Genomic DNA, 17,106 nt, shown 5'->3' with positions numbered 1-17,106 from the left:
AGGCAATCCTTTTCTATCTTTGTGTAGTTTAACGCAGGGCATACAGGGCATTGTTGTATCTATTATTTGGCCCGTCCTTTTAAGTACTCGTCTATAAGTTCTCCAAGGGTTGAAATAAGCAGGTCCGGTAAACCCGGCAATTCTGCTGATATCCATATTTTTTTACCAGCACCATCTTTTGCTCTGTAAATTGAATACTCACTTTTTCCTCTTGTAGAAATAGTAAATATGGCTTTGGTTGAAGTGTAAGTAACATGAACATTCAGCTTTTCAAAGTCATGGAAAATCACAAAATCATCGCACATTCGATTCATCATCTGTTGTTTTTTAGATTTAATGCGGTTGGCAAGAATATTCAACCGGATATCAGTAATCAAAGCTGCCAAAAAATAAAGCATTCAGATCTCTCTCAATAATAATGTAATCTTTATGCATGCCATCATCTATTTCCAGTATGGAAAAACCGAGCTCAATAAATTGTGAGCCATACCTGGTGATGATATTGTTGATGTCAGTGTTGGAAAGATCTGTCAGATCTTGTTGATGCTTTTCAATCGTCCCTTCCGGAATATGCGTATTGAGCTCAAACAATCGAATGGTCATAGCGTTAACATCAATAAACGTTATTACAGAGTCCAGTGAGCTCATTATATACTTTGATCGAGTAAGGTAAGGATAATAATCGATAACCGGGATTAATTAAACGCTGGTGGATAAAGTCCGTATCGGCTTTGGAAGCAGCAACATGCAATGCTCAAAAATGAATATTTTAATGCGAATATAAAATGGTTTCATTTTTTATTAGGTAACTTGTAAATAGCTGGAGCCTGTTTACGAAAATGACATTTTTAAATGCATAGTTCCGGTGTAAAGCTTATAATGATAAAATAACTAACCTGTCCGCTGCTGTTGTTTTTAAACTTCGACAAGCATTTAAACTTAACTCAACAAGTATTGTAATGCAATCTCAATGCAAGTTGCCAATTCAAAACATGCTCAACTTTAAGCTTGTTTATCTGTGCTGAAAGAACGTGCAGCATTGTGGCGGAACGATGTGCTTGTGATTGATTATGCCCCGCGTTTATTATGCATCGCACTGCTAATGATCGTCGTCACGCACACAAATTGATCAATGCAGATTGAATAAAGAGCTCTTTATTAAAAGCGTTTTGCCGGGTTTTCCAGTCTGTTAATTACCGGTCACCGGTTTAACCTTTGCAGCCGTTAATCCGCGCGTACTGTGTTGAACTTCGAATGTGACTTCCATATCCTGCTCTACCTGTTCTGTTAATGACGAAAAGTGCATAAATATTCTTTCATTAGTCTGCAGATCCCTGATAAATCCAAAACCTTTTGCCGCGTTAAAAAAAGTTACTATTCCTTTTCTCGGTTTTTGCTCATTATGGCTGTTCCCGCCTGTTGCTGCAGGTAAATTTCTATTTACCCTTAATTCTTTGTTGGGACGATCCTGTGGAGGAGTGGAAGTCAGGTTGCCAAACTCATCAACATAAGCATACATTTCGTCAAGCGTTTTGCCTTTATCATTGTTAGCCATGCGCTCAAGTTTTTTGGTTTCTTTCATTTGCTTTTTTTGCATTCTTTTCTTTTCCTTTTCTTTCTTACTAAATGATTCTTTGCTTTTACTCATAATGTTTGTGATTATTTTAAAATATTAATCAGGCCATGCTGTAACAATATTCTGCCACACATAGGATGCGGTAGTTACAACATAATGCACAAGAGCCCGATACGATATATGAAACTGCGTGCCAGTCCTTTTTTAGGCCGCGATTAAGAGAGTGAATGCTGTCGGTAAAAATGCAAATGTCGCTAAAATAACAATGCCTTTAGTATATACTTTAAAGATTAACAGCCGCGTTGAAAAATAGACTATCTCTATAAAGCAGCTTTCTGAAATAGCACGCTCTTTTCGTTACAAATTGCTTTCTGTTAAGTCAATTACCCTTTAGCATTTTTATTCAGCCTTAATTTCTTAATCTGTCCACGTCCGTAAAACGAACATTTAATTTAACAATATGAATCAAAATACTTTAGGTTTTAAAAAAGAAGATCTTTCTGAAGCCGATTATTCCTGGGATGAAAATTTAGCAGAGCGGAGTGAATTTGAGGTGCAGGAACCTACCCGTCGCTCGTTTGACCGTTACAATGGAAACCATATTTTATACATGATCAATTATTTTGCTCAGGCAGTTCAACAGGTAAGTCTGAAAGAAGTGAAACTACTGGAAAAGATCCTGAGAGAAAAATTGCCGATAGATATTAAAAGTGAAGTATCTGTTTTTCGATGGCTGGTAAACACACAAACCGGCATCGTTTCAGCTTGATACCTGAGCCTGATGTAGACTCTTTTTACATCGCTCAATTTATATTTTGCAGGTATTTTCATCTTCGGTTGGAAAATGTTTGATGGCAGCTGTACTTTCCGGCCCGGGAGTACAGTTTTGCTTTTTAATATATGCCCGCTTTAGTCCTGGTTCTAATGCCCGATAGTCTGTTCCGCTAACGATCGTACATTCTTTGTGCACAGGTATATTATCGCGCCGGTCGCTTGTTTTTTGTTTTATTTCGACTGTATGCAATATAGATCCTGAGCGTCAAAAAAGAATAGGTTTTCCCGGAAAAGCATTACTATTTTCAATAACCGGTTCTTCTACAAATGCGCGGGCTTTTACTAACTTACACGAACAAATTTTGAAGTATTATGAACAGTGACGATTTTCTGCAACATACCAGGGAAAGCGCCGTAAATGGTCAGCGGGAGCAGCAATTAGGAGGAGAAAACTACCGGTTTAATATGGGACAGGTTCCTATTCAAATTGAAGCGAAACAGAATACCACTAATAAATACCTTACATTATTCAATAATATGGAACAGGGGTTCTGTATTATTGAAGTATTGTTTGACGATGCAGGTACAGCAATAGACTACCGTTTTCTTGAAACAAATCCGGTGTTTGAAAAACAAACGGGCCTTCAAAATGCCATTGGCAAAACAATAAAGGAGCTGGAGCCGGGCCAGGAAGAACATTGGTTTCAGATATATGGTGATGTTGTGAAGACAGGTAAATCCGTTCATTTTGAAAATGAAGCAAGCAATCTCATCGGTGGCGTATGGTACGAGGTATTTGCTGTTCCCATTGATAAACCGGAAAAAAAACAGGTAGCGGTATTTTTCAACGATATCACTGAAAGAAAAAAGGCTGAGGATCGACACGCATTTTTAATTAAGTTGAACGAGGCCCTTCGTCAAATTGGAGATGCCGTGCAGGTGCAGGCTGTTGCTGCTGATCTTTTAGGTGAACACCTGAAAGCAAATCAATCACATTACGGCGAAGTAGTTGGAGATTATGTGTATATCAATCACAGCTATGGCGACGGACTTCCGGCGATGACGGGAAAATTCCGGCACCAGGATTTTGGTGAATGTATGGTAGACGGGTATTGTGCGGGAAAAGTACAGGTATCTTATGATACAACAACCGACCCTGTCATTTCCGGTGCAGAACGCGCCGTGCTGGCCTTAGCAAACAAAGGGGCTTATATTGCCGTGCCGTTGGTGAAAAAAGGTGAGTGGGTGGCAATTTTGGCGGTCCACAACATTAAACCAAGAAGATGGAAACAAAGCGAAATTGATCTGGTACAGGAGGTGGCCGAACGTACCTGGGAAGCCGTAGAAAGAGCGAAGGCTGAAGAGCTACTGACAAGGGAGCTTGAGGATACAAAAAAACTGCAGCAATTCAGTAACCGCGTTATTGAAGAGAATAATATAGAAGCGCTTTAAGAAGCGCTGATGGAATCAGCCATTAATATTATGCATGCTGACACAGCGAGTATACAGACGGTGGATCCCAAAACAAACGAGTTACTATTGTTAACCCACAAAGGATTTCATCCGCAGTCCGCTGAAACATGGCGGCGGATAAACATCGATTCAACAACCTCATGCGGGCTGGCACTGGCAAAGGGCGAGCGGATAGTATTTGCAGATGTGGATGATGTTGAAATTGAAATAGGTGGGGCTGATCATGAAGCTTATCGTTTGTCTGGTATTATTGCCATGCAATCAACACCACTTGTGAGCAGATCAGGCAAACCGCTGGGAATGATCTCTACGCATTGGAAGAAAAAGCATCAGCCTTCAGTCAGGGAGCTCAATTTATTTGATGTGCTTGCGAGGCAGGCCGCAGACATTATAGAGCAGAAATTGGCTGAAGAAGCTTTGCGTGATAGCCAGGGACGAATGCGCCAACTTTTGTCATTGATGCCTGCAGCGGTTTATACCTGTGATGCTGAGGGACGGATCACTTTCTTTAACCGCCGCGCAGCAGAATTATGGGGCAGGGAACCGAAATTAAATGATGTGCAGGAAAAATTCTCCGGATCATTCAGAATGTGGTCGCAGGATGGGATATTACTTATGCACGAGTCATGTCCGATGGCAGATGCGATATTGGAAGGCCGCACTGTAAGGGATCTTGAACTGGTGGTGGAGCAACCTTCGGGCCTGCGGCTGGTGGTAAATGTAAACATTGATCCGCTCTTTGATGCAAACGGAAAACTTATCGGAGCCATTAATGTGTTTACGGATATTACAGAACGCAAACAGGCCGAAAAGGCCTTGCATGAAAGTGAAGCCTGGCTGAATGGGCAGAAAGAGGCATTTCAGGCAGCGATGAGCGGACAATCACTCGCTACGTCATTAGAGGCCCTGATCCATACTGTTACAGCTCAAACAAGCGGTGAGGCGAGAGCATCTTTTTATCTGATCCCGCAGGGAGGACAGGGGCTGCACCTTGTTGCAGGTATGTCTGAGGAATATGGTCATGATATAAACGGATTTAAAGTAGGCCCTGAATCACTGGCCTGCGGCCTGGCAATGCATACGGGAGAGACGGTAATTACGCCCGATGTAGAGCTTGACCCAGTTTGGGAACCATGGCTGCCAATTGCGCGCAAACACAATTACCGTGCTTCCTGGTCGTTTCCGGTACGAACTGCCGGGGGGCCCGTTGTAGGCACATTTGCCATGTATTTCGAAGAACCCCGGAACCCAACGGCCAGGGAACTGGAGCTGGCGGGGATAGTGGCACATGCAGCCGCGATCATTATTTCACGGGATACAGAGCTGAATGAAAGAACAGAGGCTGAAAATGCACTGCGAAAAAATGAAGTGCATTTAAAACAGCTTTTAAAGCAAAAAGATGAATTTATAGGAATTGCCAGCCATGAGCTCAAAACACCCATCACCAGTATGAAAACCTATGCCGAGATAATGATGGAGGCATTTGAAGAAACAGGGGACAGGATGAGTGCAACACTCATGAAAAAACTGCATAAACAAATTGACAGGCTTACGAGTCTCACCAAAGATCTTCTGGATACTGGAAAAATATCCGAGGGGCAGCTCCAGTTGTTTGTGGAAGAAGCAGATTTGAATGCACTGATAACAGAACGCCTGGAGGAGCTAAAACGCATTTCTGCTATTCACAAAATATTGTTTAATGCCGGAGAACTTAAACCTGTTGTTGTTGACAAAGAACGCATCGGACAGGTAGTCACCAATCTGGTGAGTAATGCAATAAAATACTCGCCAGATGGTGGTGAGATAGTTGTGTCAACACGAACAGATGAAAACAACAATGTAACAGTTAGCGTTCAGGACTACGGAATTGGTATATCAAAGAGTGAGCAATACCGTGTATTTGAGCGTTTTTACAGGGTGAACAATGTCAAAAACCAAAACTTTTCCGGAATGGGCCTGGGTTTATACATAAGCTCGCAAATAATAAACCGCCACGGTGGAAATATAAATGTTCAAAGCGAAGAAGGAAGAGGATCCACATTCAGTTTCTCCCTTCCCTCTAAGTAATTACTCTCTTACTATTTTTTCACTGTCTTACATGTCTTACGGTCTTACTGTCTTACGGTCTTACTGTCTTACATGTCTTACATGTCTTACGCTCTTCCTACAAAGACGGGTCTATCACGCCTGCTTCAAACTCTTTGTTCAATTTTTTATTCAGCGCAACGGGATGAACAGTCACAAAAACTTCCAGTGTAGGGCCGATAAAAGCTTCCAGTAAGTGACCGCCATGACTGGTTCCGTCTGATGTAGCCAGGTTTATATGTGAATGTGCTACAGGCTTTCCGTTAAACATCGCAATGTCACCTATCAATGAAGTAATTTCAGCAGGTTCATTCAGGGGAATGATCTTAAACATTTTACGTTCATAATCATACCAGCCAACTTTGGCTGTAGTCGCATCGCCAATGCCGGTATAATGCGCACTTTTTACCTGGTATTTTTGCGCGAATTCTGTCAGACCCGAAACCACTTCGTCGCCCTTCGAAAAAATCAACACATAAGTTTTTGTAGATCCGCTGGTGTCAACTGCTTTTACCTGCACACCCGGTGCTCTGCCCGTACGTGCGGGATTTGTGGCAGACACATAATCCTGCGCTTTTGATGTAAAAACGAAAGCCAGCATAAGAACAGTGAGGCAGCAAACGGTTTGGTAACGAAATTTCATAGTTTGTTATTTATATTTTGTCCGAACAGAATTTGAACCTATTAAATCGAAATCCTTTTCAGCCAATAGTTTAACGGCAAATTTAGGCCACTTCGAAATACCGGAGGCGATCATATATTTCAATGTCCTTACAAAAACTTTCTCTCAACATCAGTAAACTGTAATAACATAATTGCATAAATCTTTGTGCTCTTCTCAGCGCTTCAGCGCCTTCTTAAAAAATCTTTGTGCCCCTTTGCTTCCTTCGCGTCTTCGTGGCAAATTCTTCCTGCCAGCATAATCTTTGTGTCCTTTTTCAGCGCATTAGTGCCTTCTTAAAATTCTTCGTGCCCCTTTGTGTCCTTCGCGTCTTCGTGTTTCCGACCTTCTCCGTGTTTCTCCGTGTCCATGTGTCTCCGTGTTTCCAATTCGCCCTTTCAGCGCTTTAGCGCTTCTTAAAAATTCTTTGTGCTCCTTTCTGTCCTTCGAGTCTTCGTGGCAAAATTCTTCCTACTTCTTTGTGTCGTTCGTGTCTCCCAACCTCTCCGTGTTTCTCCTGTCCTCGTGTCTCCGTGTTTCAATCCCTCTTCGCGTTTCCCATTCGTCTTATTCGTAACTTTAAACCCCTGCGCGATCACGGATTTGCAATGTTTACTGGATGGCAACATAATTGTTACTAAATAAAAACGCCTAATATGAAACAGCGTCAGAATATCTCAGAGTTATTGCATGATCTAAGCATGATTCATGAAAACCGGATAACAAACTATTTACATGTGCTGCAGCACTCAGATAACCTGGATCTTGATCTAAGAAAAATAATGGCGAATATGATGGAAGAAAGTCGTCTTTTTCAGTATGATCTCGATGCGCAGAAAAGCACGCTGGATGGTGTTACCATTGGTAAACCCGGACCTGTATATCAACATTGGAAAAATGAACAAAAACAGTTTGATGCTACGCCCCGCCAGCCATTTCTTGCATCCTGCGAAACGGAACAGGCAACGCTTAAAAATACTTATGAATATGCCCTGCAAAATGATCTGCTCGATGAGGTTACCCGGAGCTTAATTGATGATCAGCTGCAAACGCTTGATGCTGATCTTGATCATAGGCAAAAATACATGGATGCTTTATAATCAGCTTTCAGCTATAAAACCAAAAGTAAAAAATCAACATTCAAAACTTCCAGTTATTAAGAGTTTATAATAACATGTTTGCTCTTCAAGGCCAATGTTTTGCCTTTTGATTTTTTACTTTTGACATTTAATTTTTGGTTGACATTTTAAACTCAACTCAATGCGGCAAAGACGCCTCTACCTTGCTTTGTCCAGGTTCAACCCTGAAGGATACCTTGCAAATAACACCGTACGAACTTATACTGCCGTCTTTCACATGCACCTTAAAATCCTTGACATAAATTGAGTCGATGTTTCTTACTGTTTTTGATGTTTCGGCAACAGCGTTTTTTATGGCGTCATCAAATCCTGTTTCGGATGATGAGATTACTTCTATGACTTTTACAATACTCATAAAAATAGGTTTTTATGTTCGGCACAATAACCGTGCACAAAAAGCCCAACGTCATTTAGTTAAGAACATTTAAAGCTCCAGCCGAGCTTCCTGTTCATGAAAATCAGCATTTTGAATACAATGTCATTTAGTTAGGAGCTGGCCGAATGCAACTCGTATAAGGTATCACGATCAGGTCAATATTCGGGAGACCTCTGCTGCCGTGCTGCATGGAAGCATATTCTCTGTGCAACGCTGCGTCTTCTCCGGCTGTTTCGCCTATGTAACAAAAAGTTAGTTTTAGCGAAGCGGATCATGCCAAAACTTCTTTTTTGAGATTTACCGGCATAAAATGGGGAACAAATAAACAGTTGAGCAATTGCAAGGGGATATTTTGACTCCAGCACAGCATCCTATATTTCACTTTCAGCTGTTAACAGGCAATAATCAAACGATCATCTTCTACTGGAATGCGGTTTGATTTATTTGAACAAGCGGTCACAGCCATTAAAGACTGCTATTCGTTCAATTAAAAATAATACTTTATGATAGAAAATTCAGTTTATCAGGAAGGCCCTTTGACCGAAGAAATTGAAGATAAGACCGCGCTTATTCCGTCTACTGCATACCTGGTTGCAGCCTTGGCAGCCATGGGCATTTCTTTGACATTAAAGTGTTTTAAAAAGCCGCATGCTGCGCTTTTTTTCGGGCAATGGGCCGCTCCATTTTTGTTACTGGGTATTTATAATAAACTCGTTAAAACCAGTGGACACGATCAGGGAGATAATCACGAAAAATAACCGTTTTTAACACAAAGAAAAATTTATATTATGAAAAAAAATCCCACAAACACACCACAGAGTAATGATCCTAAGAAAAATCTCAATACTGACGATTCTGTTGTAAACAGTAGTACCGGTGAAGATCAGGATATAGACAGTGAGCAGGATAAAAGAGAAGGTAGCGATGACTTGTTAGATGAAGATGAAGATGACCTCGGGGAAGACGATCTTTCTGAGGAAGATGAGGATGTTGACAGCGAAGAGGGCGGCGCAGAAGATGACGATGAACCTGTTCTGGATGAAGCGGATCTTGAAGAGAATGATATTTCAGAGGATGATGCAGATGACATTGAATGGGGTAAATCAAAGGGGCCAAAAAATGAAGGTAAGGCTGAGCCCGGTGACAAAGAAAAAATCATTTAACCTTGCTTTTTGAGAATTCAGGTTGTTTGTAGTTTTTATGTTGTGAGTGTTCAACAAAAGATGCTTTCATTTGAAAGCATTTTTTGTTTGCCGGTTCTTTGGATGCGATACGCTAATCACGCTGATCTAAAATCCGGCAACTATTTGGTATGCACATTGATATTATAACACCATGGCAAAACAAGCAATAAACTCCGAAACGCTTGCGCAGGCACGACAAATGGAAGAGGAGGCCGAACTTACTGATGTAGCCCGCCATTATGAAGGTTTGTACAGGCAGTCACCGTCAGACCGGCGGATAATATCCCGTCTGCTGGTGGTATTGCGCCGTATGAAGGCGTACAAAAAAGAGATGCAGGTGATTAACAGCGTCATCAGGAATTATAAGGAAGGCCTCGTGGCAAAGCAAAAAGCATGGACCAAAGCGCATAGACACATTGCCCGCACGAGCCTATCACTAGCGCGATCATTGCAGCTTATAGATACCAAAGGAATACCGGTAAGCCAGGACCGTTTCATTCTCTCCCTTCTTAAACGCAGGGCCGTTGTTGAGCAGAGGTTAACAAAGGGGAAAAATAAATTGTCTTAAGAGCAAACGTACAGAAGGTTTATAGGCAATTCAATGTGGTTTAGTTTAGTATGCGTCGTCAACTTTGGGGACAGAGTTATTGTCTAATCACAATTCGTTTGGAAGATCTGAAGCCATTCGCCGTGTAGCTCCTTGTGTCTCTGCGTAACTGTATTTTATTATTACACAGGAAAGGCAGAAGTAGACACGGAGTGCCACAGAGCAAAAAATCACAAATCGGGTATAGAGGAGTTTATTTTCATTCAATGCGGTCGGTTTTAACCGACGGATAGTGAACTGAATTTAAACAAGGCTTTAGCCCAACATTATAACCTGTGGCTAAAGCCATGTTGTTAGGCCTATGTTTCCGTTCGCTAAAGCCCGTATGAACTGATCGGGCAGGCGGAACGGTAATGAAAAAAATCGCAACATCCCAATCTGTCTTGCACGATAGGAGGGACGATACACCGTTTTTAAAAACGATGACCGCAATGGTGTTCCAATTCTTCATACGGAAAAATAAACACAACAGCTACGTCTTTATCTGTTTGTTATAGCATGCTGTTATTCATTGCTGCCGACAGGTGAGCCCTTAGGTTTTTCGGCTTCGTATTCGATTGATTCCGTTGTCATGTGCTCATGTGTTTGCAAGGCTTGCTGAACCAATTTCACACGTTTGGAAGCTTCTTTGCTTTTGTTGAAGTAAAGTGCGGCAAGGCGCGGATTGTTGGCTTCCGCAAAATGATCTCCGATGTGGTTGAGTAGGAAAATGCTTTCTTTAATGCTTCTTACCACCTGCCATAAATTTTTCTCAATGGTTTCACCAACAGAAGCTAACAGGCTGTCTGCCGAAAAAGCATGACCCGTGTGACACCGGTAACGTACGCGGTCATTTTCGATAATTGCGGAAAGTACTCCACTGCATTCCGGGCAGGTAATATTTGTCGGTACTCCAATAGGAGTCACATTCGTTAACGCAGCTTCTCCCTCTGTTGCAATCTGTACTTCACGTTCCATGATCGGATTGATTGTCTGGTTACCGTTATCAACTGCTGCTGATTCCTGTGTTAACCGGTATAGCAGTTCAGGCATTTCTGACACCGGCAAACAATAATCAACGTTAACCTGCTGAAGCGCATTTTCAGGCATAGACTTTACTTCAGCTTCATTAGGATCCTGTACAATGGCTGTGCCGCCCTGTTCTTTTATTGCCCACAGCCCCGCGGTACCATCATCTAATGCTCCGGATAATATTATGCCAATAACACGTGGGCCATAGCTATATGCCGCAGACCGGAAAAGCGGATCGACGGCAGGCCTGAACCTGTTTTCTTTTGGTCCCTTTGTTATTCTCATGCGGCCATGCTCTACAATAAGGTGCCTGTCCGGAGGAGCTACGTAAATGTGACCTGTTGTTATTGCCTCCCTGTCTGTTGCATTTGCTGCAATCAATTTTGTTACTTTGTTAATTGCATTTGGCAAGAACCCTTTTATTTCAGGGGACATGTGCCATACAATAAAAATAGCAGCATCAATATCTTCCTGCAATCCTCCAAGAAGTTTGAGAAGAGCGTCATATCCCCCTGCAGAAGCACCGATTACGATAATATTTTTTTTTGCCATGTCATAACATTTAAACCATGCCTGAAAATCCACTCAGCATCCAATTTTTACCAGGCTTTGTATGTTGCGTAAGATGGGTAATTGCTTCTTAAAGAATGGGGGTAATCAAGCCATTGATCTGCTGTCAGGTAGTGTAATTACCTCAAAAACTTAGCCAATGGAGCATGATAATTATTAAGTGGCAGTTGTTGTAAAAATGTTGAGTTAAACTTCCGCATCAGAATGTTTCACCTGCGACATCAATGACTTAATAAAAATGGGGAAATACTAATATCAGGCAGTATGCTTGGCTATCATTTCGCGAAGTCTTTGAATGGTAAATGGTTTTTCAAGATAGTCATCCGCGCCCGCCGTTCTGGCCAGTCCGGCTATATATGGATCGGCGGAAAGCATGATCACAGGAATGTTCCTGGTAGTCGCTTTAAGTTTTAAATGACGGCATATATCAAGCCCATTTATTCCGGAAAGTTGTTTGTCAAGAATAAATAAGTCTGGCAGATCCAGATCGTCTTTTATCAGGTGTTCTCCGTTACCGTAAATAGAGACCCTGAAACCGGACTGCTCCAGGCATAGTTGTAAGGCCTGTTGAATTCCGGGATTATCTTCTGCAATAGCAATGTGTATCATAAGGCGTTTCCTGGCTTAATAGGGCAGTGTAAAGTAAAATATGGAACCTTCCCCAACTTTACTTTCCACATGAACCGTACCATTATGCCTGTTGATTATCCCGGCCGTGATATAAAGTCCCAGTCCCATCCCCGGAAACGTGTTAACCTGTGAATTATTTACACGGAAAAACCGTTCAAATACCTTTTCAAGAAGCTCCGGCGCAATACCTATTCCTTGATCACGAATGGTCACTTTTACGCCTTTTTGATATTCCTCCGATGTAACTACAATTTCACTGCCTTCAGGCGAGTATTTAATTGCATTTGTTACAAGATTGCTGATAACCTGGTTAATGCGCTCACGGTCTATCTCAACTGGTTTTATTTTGCCCGGATTAAATACAATGTGGTGCTTGTTTGCCACTGCAGTAAGCTCATGAATTTCTTCACTTAATACAGTATTCAGATCAAGTCTTTCTTTAATGAGAGGTAATTGCCCTTCCGCAATCTTGGTTGTGTCGAGTAAGGCTTTTATCAATTCGGTAAGACGATCCACCTGCTCATCCAGCTTATGCATCAGGTCTGCTTTTTCCATGTCCTTTGCCTTTTCAAACAATTCCTGCAATACCTCGGTATAAGTTTTAATGCTTGTTACAGGCGTTTTTAATTCATGGCTGGCAATACCTATAAAATCATCTTTTTGTTGTTGTAATGCTTTTTGTTCCGTTATGTTTTGAGCTACGCCCACCGCGCGAAGAGGTTTGTCCGTCCTGTCCTTAATCACAGCGCCGGAAATCCTGTACCATTCAGATCGTGCTTCGCCGCGCTTAAGTCTTATCTCAAAATCGAACCTGCCATTTGTTCTGATGGCTAACTCAATGTTTTTTGTAATCAGAGATTGATCATCCCGGTGAATGAACCGGATATTTTCGTCAAAATTTTCGTGGGGCTGCAACCCGGTAATACGAGCAGTATTTTCAGAATACTTGATGGTCTTTGTTTTAAAATCGTATTCCCAGGAGAACATTTTTGCAACATCCGTCGCGAGCCTCACGCGCTCTTCACTTTCAATCAGTTCTGTCTGAATTTTTGCTCTTTCAATGGCGCTCATGGTGCGGTCCGCTACCTCCCTCATCAAATCTGTTTCAAACGAGGTCCAGGCTCTGGGTTGGGCATGATGGACAAATAGCAGTGCAACCCAGCTTCCCTTCTTTACAACCGGAACATATGCGGCCGCAGTGGCGTCCGATACTTCAGGCAAGGCAACCTCATTTGTAGCCCTGGAAACGACGCCATTTTCCCTGCTCCATGAAAGATTTGAATGGAACTTTTCCAGTGCCGAAGAACTGAATGCTGAAATGTCTACGGCTCCTTCCATATGGGGCAGGCTACCGTTGGTCCAATCCATTTCAACACTTACATGCTGTTGATCTTTATTCACTTCGCCATAACCGACCCGTGATACATTCAGGTGTTCCCCAAGCATTTGCAATGCAGTAGATAACACGGTATGAGGGTCTGCACCGCGCACCCTGTCATTAAACTTTAATAAAAATGCTGTTTGCGCCTCACTTTGGCGAAGGTTTTCTTCCGTACGGGCCTGTTTAACAAAAAGCCATGTGCGGTTGGCGACCTCTTCAATTATTTTAACTTCTTCTTCCGTCCACTCCCTGGCATTTTTTTGATGTACAAACAGAATTGAAACCAGTTTGCCACTTTTATTCAAAGGAGTAATAACACTTGTTGCCAGCTGAGTAGATTGAAAACCGGCGGCAAGATCTTTGCGGTCATCCAGGGATGCTTCCCTGCTAATGATAGTGTGGCCTGATTGAAATTTTTTTCCCAGTTCGCCGAAATTGTTCAGGTTATAAGTTCCTGCCAGGCTTGGCATTTGCTCGTACACCCAATCGTTTTGAATGGTTAATTGCTCTCCTTTAGTATCCATTTCAGCATAGCCCACATTGTCTGCAAGCAGGTGGTTCCCCAGCAGCATGGCTGATTTCGACATTATTTCGCCGGCATCAGTCACATTACGCAAGGCATCGTTCAGCTTTAATAAAAAGGTGTGGTGAACAGCACTGTTATGTAAAACTTTTTCTGCTTTTTTGCGTTCGGTAATGTCATTAAACAAAACTCCCACAAGCCGCTCCGATGGTTCTCCTATGCGGAAGGCATACACATCATAATAGTGTCCCTGTTCCCGCGAATGATTTTCAAATCGTTGCGGTTCGCCGGTCAGGGCTACTTTGCCGAATATTTCAAACCAAAAACTTTCGTGCAGGGGAGCAATCTCACGAATTCTTTTTCCAACCGCATTATTTAACCCGGTTTGTCTTTCAAACGCCGGATTTACAACAATAAACCGGTAGTCAACAGGTGTTTGTGTTTCATTAAAGATCACTTCCACTGTACTAAAGCCTTCATCAATAGAGTTGAACAGTGTCCGGTATTTTCTTTCAGACTGCCTTAACGCTTCTTCCGCCTGCTTGCGGGTATGTATATCAATAAAAGTGATCACTACGCCGTTAATCTGATCTTCAGTGGTCCGATAGGGCAGTACACGCATAATATAATCGCGGCCATCTGCAGTAGTTACCTCCCGTTCAATGGTATTCAATTTTTCCAACACGGTATCAGCATCATCCAGCAGGTAATTGTATTCTAACTTGTGTGTTATATCGGAAAGAGGCCTGCCATAATCAGCAGGAATAAGATTGAAGATCTCACGTATAGCAGGGGTGAAAAGCGCTATTCGCAGGCTTCTGTCCAGGAAGATCGTTCCTATGTTTGCTGAATTGATCAGGTTTTGCAGGTTATTGCTGGTAAAGCTGGTTTCTTCAATCTTTACCTTCAATTCCTGGTTTACCGTCCTCAATTCTTCGTTCATGGATTGCAGCTCTTCCTTGCTTGTTTCCAGTTCTTCCGCTGCAGAACGCAACTCCTCATTCATTGCCTGCAACTCTTCATTTGATGCCTTTAATTCTTCAGCCTGAAACTCGTGTTGTTCATTGGAACTGCGGAGCTGGGATTTCAACCGCATCAGTTCTTCTTCCAGGTGTTGCGATACTGCCAGCTCTGATGATATGACTATTTCTTTGTTATCGGGTTCCTCTTCAGTTTTTTCAAAAATTACCAGTATGAAGCCCCTTGCTATATCTTTATCACGCAGCACGGGCCGGACATGCAGATTGATGGTTTCAATCCGGTTTTCAATTTTTACGCGAAGGCCTTTTGCATCAACGGCTGTTCTTTGCTGAATGGCCTGGTACAATGCTGAACGCAATTCAAGCCTTAATTCCTGTCGTACTAATTTCAACAGGTTTTGTGAAGGCTCCCCGCCACCGAGTTGCAGATAAGGTGAAATCCGGTCGGAGAGGTGAACGATGTCATATTCTTCATTGATCACTACAGAGGGTGGTGCATACTGTTCCAACAATCGCAGATGCAGATCTCCATATGTAATGCGTTCCAGTGTTCTGTGATTCTTTTCTTTAGCACTTTCAAGTGCAGTCGATTGTTCAATGCGGAGCATTGGTACGGAGTCCGGTACAGGATAAGCCCTCATGCTTACCTGCCTGCTTTTGAAGATGTGATGCTCCCTGCTATAAATAGTGTAAAGGTTATTCATTCCATCGGCAGATTCGGATGTGCCAAGAAACAGGTAACCTTCAGGGTTCAGTGCAAAGTGAAATGTTTCCAGTACACGCTCCTGGGCGGACCGGTTCAGATAGATCAGCACGTTGCGGCAAGCCACCAGGTCCAGGTGCGAGAACGGAGGATCCTTAATAAAATTGTGATTGGCAAAAAGCACCATTTCCCTTATTTCCCTTCTAACCCGGTAACCGTCGCCCTCCTTATTAAAGAAACGTCTTAGCCTTTCGGCTGATACATCTGCCGCATCGTTAATGGTATAAAAACCCTCACGTGCATGCGCTATTGCATCCTCATCTATATCCGTTGCAAAGATCTGGATCTTGGGAGCATCAATAACATTCAGCGTTTGCTCAGCACACATGATAGCCATTGAGTACGCCTCTTCGCCCGTTGCGCATCCTGCTACCCAAATCCTTACCTGTTCTTCGGCGTTTTTCTGATGGATGATCGGTGGAAGAACTTCGGCCTGAATGGCTTCAAATGCTTTTTTATCACGGAAAAAATTTGTCACAGAAATGAGCAGATCTTTTAACAAGGCAGTTGTTTCTTCCGGATGTTGCTGAATGTATGTGGCATACGATTGCAGGTCCGGCAGGTTTTTTACCGTTATACGGCGCTCTATCCGGCGGATGAGTGTTGGGCGTTTGTAATTGGTAAAATCGTGACCTGTTTTTATTCTTAACTGTGTAAAAATCTCTCTTAACGCATTCTGCTGGTCTTCCGGCCGTTTGCCTGCATCAATTGAAATATGAACCGTGCCCAGATTATTTTTGTAGGCCAGTATTTTCCCTGGAATTTCTGCAACAGGTAAAATGGCATCCACCATATCGGTTGAAATGGCGTTACGGGGCATTTCATTAAACTCAGCCTCTCTCGGGTTCTGAACAAAAGCGGCACCTCCCTTTTCTTTTATATGCTTAAGGCCCATAGACCCATTGGCACCGGTACCCGATAAAACTACACATACGGCGTTGGCCCCCTGGGATTCTGCCAGTGTTCTGAAAAATATATCAATGGGCGCCCTGCGGTCAGCCACCTGCATATTCTGACTAACGATTATCTCGTCATTCTTCATTGACAGATGCTGGTTGGGCGGTACAACATATACCCTGTTCGGTTTTACGGTTGTCTTTTCAGTAACCTGGGATACGGGGATCTTTGCCGTTTGTTGCAATACCTCTGCAAGCTTGCTGTCATGATCAGGAGATAAGTGCAATATCACCACATATGCAATGCCCGAGTCGGCAGGAACATGCGCGAAGAAATTTTTCAGTGCAAGAATGCCGCCCGCGGAGGCGCCTACACCTGCTATTAGAAAGCCATGCCGTTCCGGCTTGTTGATTTCGGATTCGTTTCCTTCGTTAGATTGATCAGACGATTTCATAATGTTCAAAGCTCTGTAAAGT

At 42.7% G+C, this 17,106-nt stretch carries 15 protein-coding genes; 7 read left to right on the top strand and 8 right to left on the bottom strand.

Features of this window, described 5'->3' with window-relative positions:
• Window positions 1–62: 62 nt before the first annotated feature.
• The 3 genes from QTN47_RS20140 to QTN47_RS20130 all read right to left on the bottom strand — a co-directional run bounded on the left by QTN47_RS20140 (window position 63) and on the right by QTN47_RS20130 (window position 1,648).
• Window positions 63–317: a hypothetical protein gene (locus QTN47_RS20140; RefSeq protein WP_369331219.1), complete on the bottom strand. Its 255-nt coding sequence runs from the start codon at window positions 315–317 to the stop codon at window positions 63–65.
• A 49-nt stretch (window positions 318–366) separates the two neighbouring features.
• Window positions 367–648 (bottom strand): hypothetical protein, encoded by a 282-nt coding sequence (locus tag QTN47_RS20135; protein ID WP_369331218.1) that lies wholly within the window; start codon window positions 646–648, stop codon window positions 367–369.
• Window positions 649–1,189: 541 nt separating this feature from the next.
• Window positions 1,190–1,648 (bottom strand): cold-shock protein, encoded by a 459-nt coding sequence (locus tag QTN47_RS20130; RefSeq protein WP_369331217.1) that lies wholly within the window; start codon window positions 1,646–1,648, stop codon window positions 1,190–1,192.
• A 388-nt stretch (window positions 1,649–2,036) separates the two neighbouring features.
• Between QTN47_RS20130 and QTN47_RS20125 the strand changes: the two genes are divergently transcribed.
• The 3 genes from QTN47_RS20125 (at window position 2,037) to QTN47_RS20115 (ending at window position 5,890) form a co-directional block, all read left to right on the top strand.
• Window positions 2,037–2,345: a hypothetical protein gene (locus QTN47_RS20125; RefSeq protein ID WP_369331216.1), complete on the top strand. Its 309-nt coding sequence runs from the start codon at window positions 2,037–2,039 to the stop codon at window positions 2,343–2,345.
• Window positions 2,346–2,722: 377 nt separating this feature from the next.
• A complete protein-coding gene (locus QTN47_RS20120) occupies window positions 2,723–3,802 on the top strand; it encodes a GAF domain-containing protein (protein WP_369331215.1) in 1,080 nt (359 codons plus the stop codon).
• Window positions 3,803–3,811: 9 nt separating this feature from the next.
• Window positions 3,812–5,890 (top strand): GAF domain-containing protein, encoded by a 2,079-nt coding sequence (locus QTN47_RS20115; RefSeq protein ID WP_369331214.1) that lies wholly within the window; start codon window positions 3,812–3,814, stop codon window positions 5,888–5,890.
• A 97-nt stretch (window positions 5,891–5,987) separates the two neighbouring features.
• Here QTN47_RS20115 and QTN47_RS20110 read toward each other — a convergent pair whose 3' ends face one another.
• Entirely contained in the window at window positions 5,988–6,551 is a 564-nt protein-coding gene (locus QTN47_RS20110) for a PPC domain-containing DNA-binding protein (RefSeq protein ID WP_369331213.1), read from the bottom strand.
• A gap of 674 nt (window positions 6,552–7,225) precedes the next feature.
• On the opposite strand from QTN47_RS20110, the gene QTN47_RS20105 reads away from it, so the two are divergent.
• The gene (locus QTN47_RS20105) at window positions 7,226–7,669 is read left to right on the top strand and encodes a hypothetical protein (RefSeq protein WP_369331212.1); all 444 of its coding nucleotides are present in this window, start codon (window positions 7,226–7,228) and stop codon (window positions 7,667–7,669) included.
• A gap of 157 nt (window positions 7,670–7,826) precedes the next feature.
• Here the strand turns inward: QTN47_RS20105 and QTN47_RS20100 are convergent, their stop codons facing one another.
• Window positions 7,827–8,063: a dodecin family protein gene (locus QTN47_RS20100; RefSeq protein WP_369331211.1), complete on the bottom strand. Its 237-nt coding sequence runs from the start codon at window positions 8,061–8,063 to the stop codon at window positions 7,827–7,829.
• A 524-nt stretch (window positions 8,064–8,587) separates the two neighbouring features.
• Here QTN47_RS20100 and QTN47_RS20095 point away from each other — a divergent pair.
• From QTN47_RS20095 to QTN47_RS20085, 3 genes are all read left to right on the top strand, one after another.
• Window positions 8,588–8,842: a hypothetical protein gene (locus QTN47_RS20095; protein WP_369331210.1), complete on the top strand. Its 255-nt coding sequence runs from the start codon at window positions 8,588–8,590 to the stop codon at window positions 8,840–8,842.
• A 30-nt stretch (window positions 8,843–8,872) separates the two neighbouring features.
• Window positions 8,873–9,247: a hypothetical protein gene (locus QTN47_RS20090; protein ID WP_369331209.1), complete on the top strand. Its 375-nt coding sequence runs from the start codon at window positions 8,873–8,875 to the stop codon at window positions 9,245–9,247.
• 172 nt (window positions 9,248–9,419) lie between these two features.
• Window positions 9,420–9,836 (top strand): hypothetical protein, encoded by a 417-nt coding sequence (locus QTN47_RS20085; protein WP_369331208.1) that lies wholly within the window; start codon window positions 9,420–9,422, stop codon window positions 9,834–9,836.
• A 543-nt stretch (window positions 9,837–10,379) separates the two neighbouring features.
• Here the strand turns inward: QTN47_RS20085 and QTN47_RS20080 are convergent.
• The 3 genes from QTN47_RS20080 to QTN47_RS20070 all read right to left on the bottom strand — a co-directional run bounded on the left by QTN47_RS20080 (window position 10,380) and on the right by QTN47_RS20070 (window position 17,084).
• Window positions 10,380–11,438 (bottom strand): chemotaxis protein CheB, encoded by a 1,059-nt coding sequence (locus QTN47_RS20080; protein WP_369331207.1) that lies wholly within the window; start codon window positions 11,436–11,438, stop codon window positions 10,380–10,382.
• Window positions 11,439–11,711: 273 nt separating this feature from the next.
• Window positions 11,712–12,065, bottom strand: a complete 354-nt coding sequence (locus tag QTN47_RS20075) for a response regulator transcription factor (protein ID WP_369331206.1) — start codon at window positions 12,063–12,065, stop codon at window positions 11,712–11,714.
• Between the two features lie 15 nt (window positions 12,066–12,080).
• On the bottom strand, window positions 12,081–17,084 hold the full coding sequence (locus QTN47_RS20070) for a CheR family methyltransferase (protein WP_369331205.1): 5,004 nt from the start codon (window positions 17,082–17,084) through the stop codon (window positions 12,081–12,083).
• Between the last annotated feature and the right edge of the window lie 22 nt (window positions 17,085–17,106).

Origin of the sequence: Danxiaibacter flavus (assembly GCF_041060425.1) — a bacterium.
Taxonomy (GTDB): Bacteria; Bacteroidota; Bacteroidia; order Chitinophagales; family Chitinophagaceae; genus Danxiaibacter; species Danxiaibacter flavus.
Note: the sequence above shows the minus strand (reverse complement) of the source record. Positions and strands in the feature narration are given on the sequence as shown.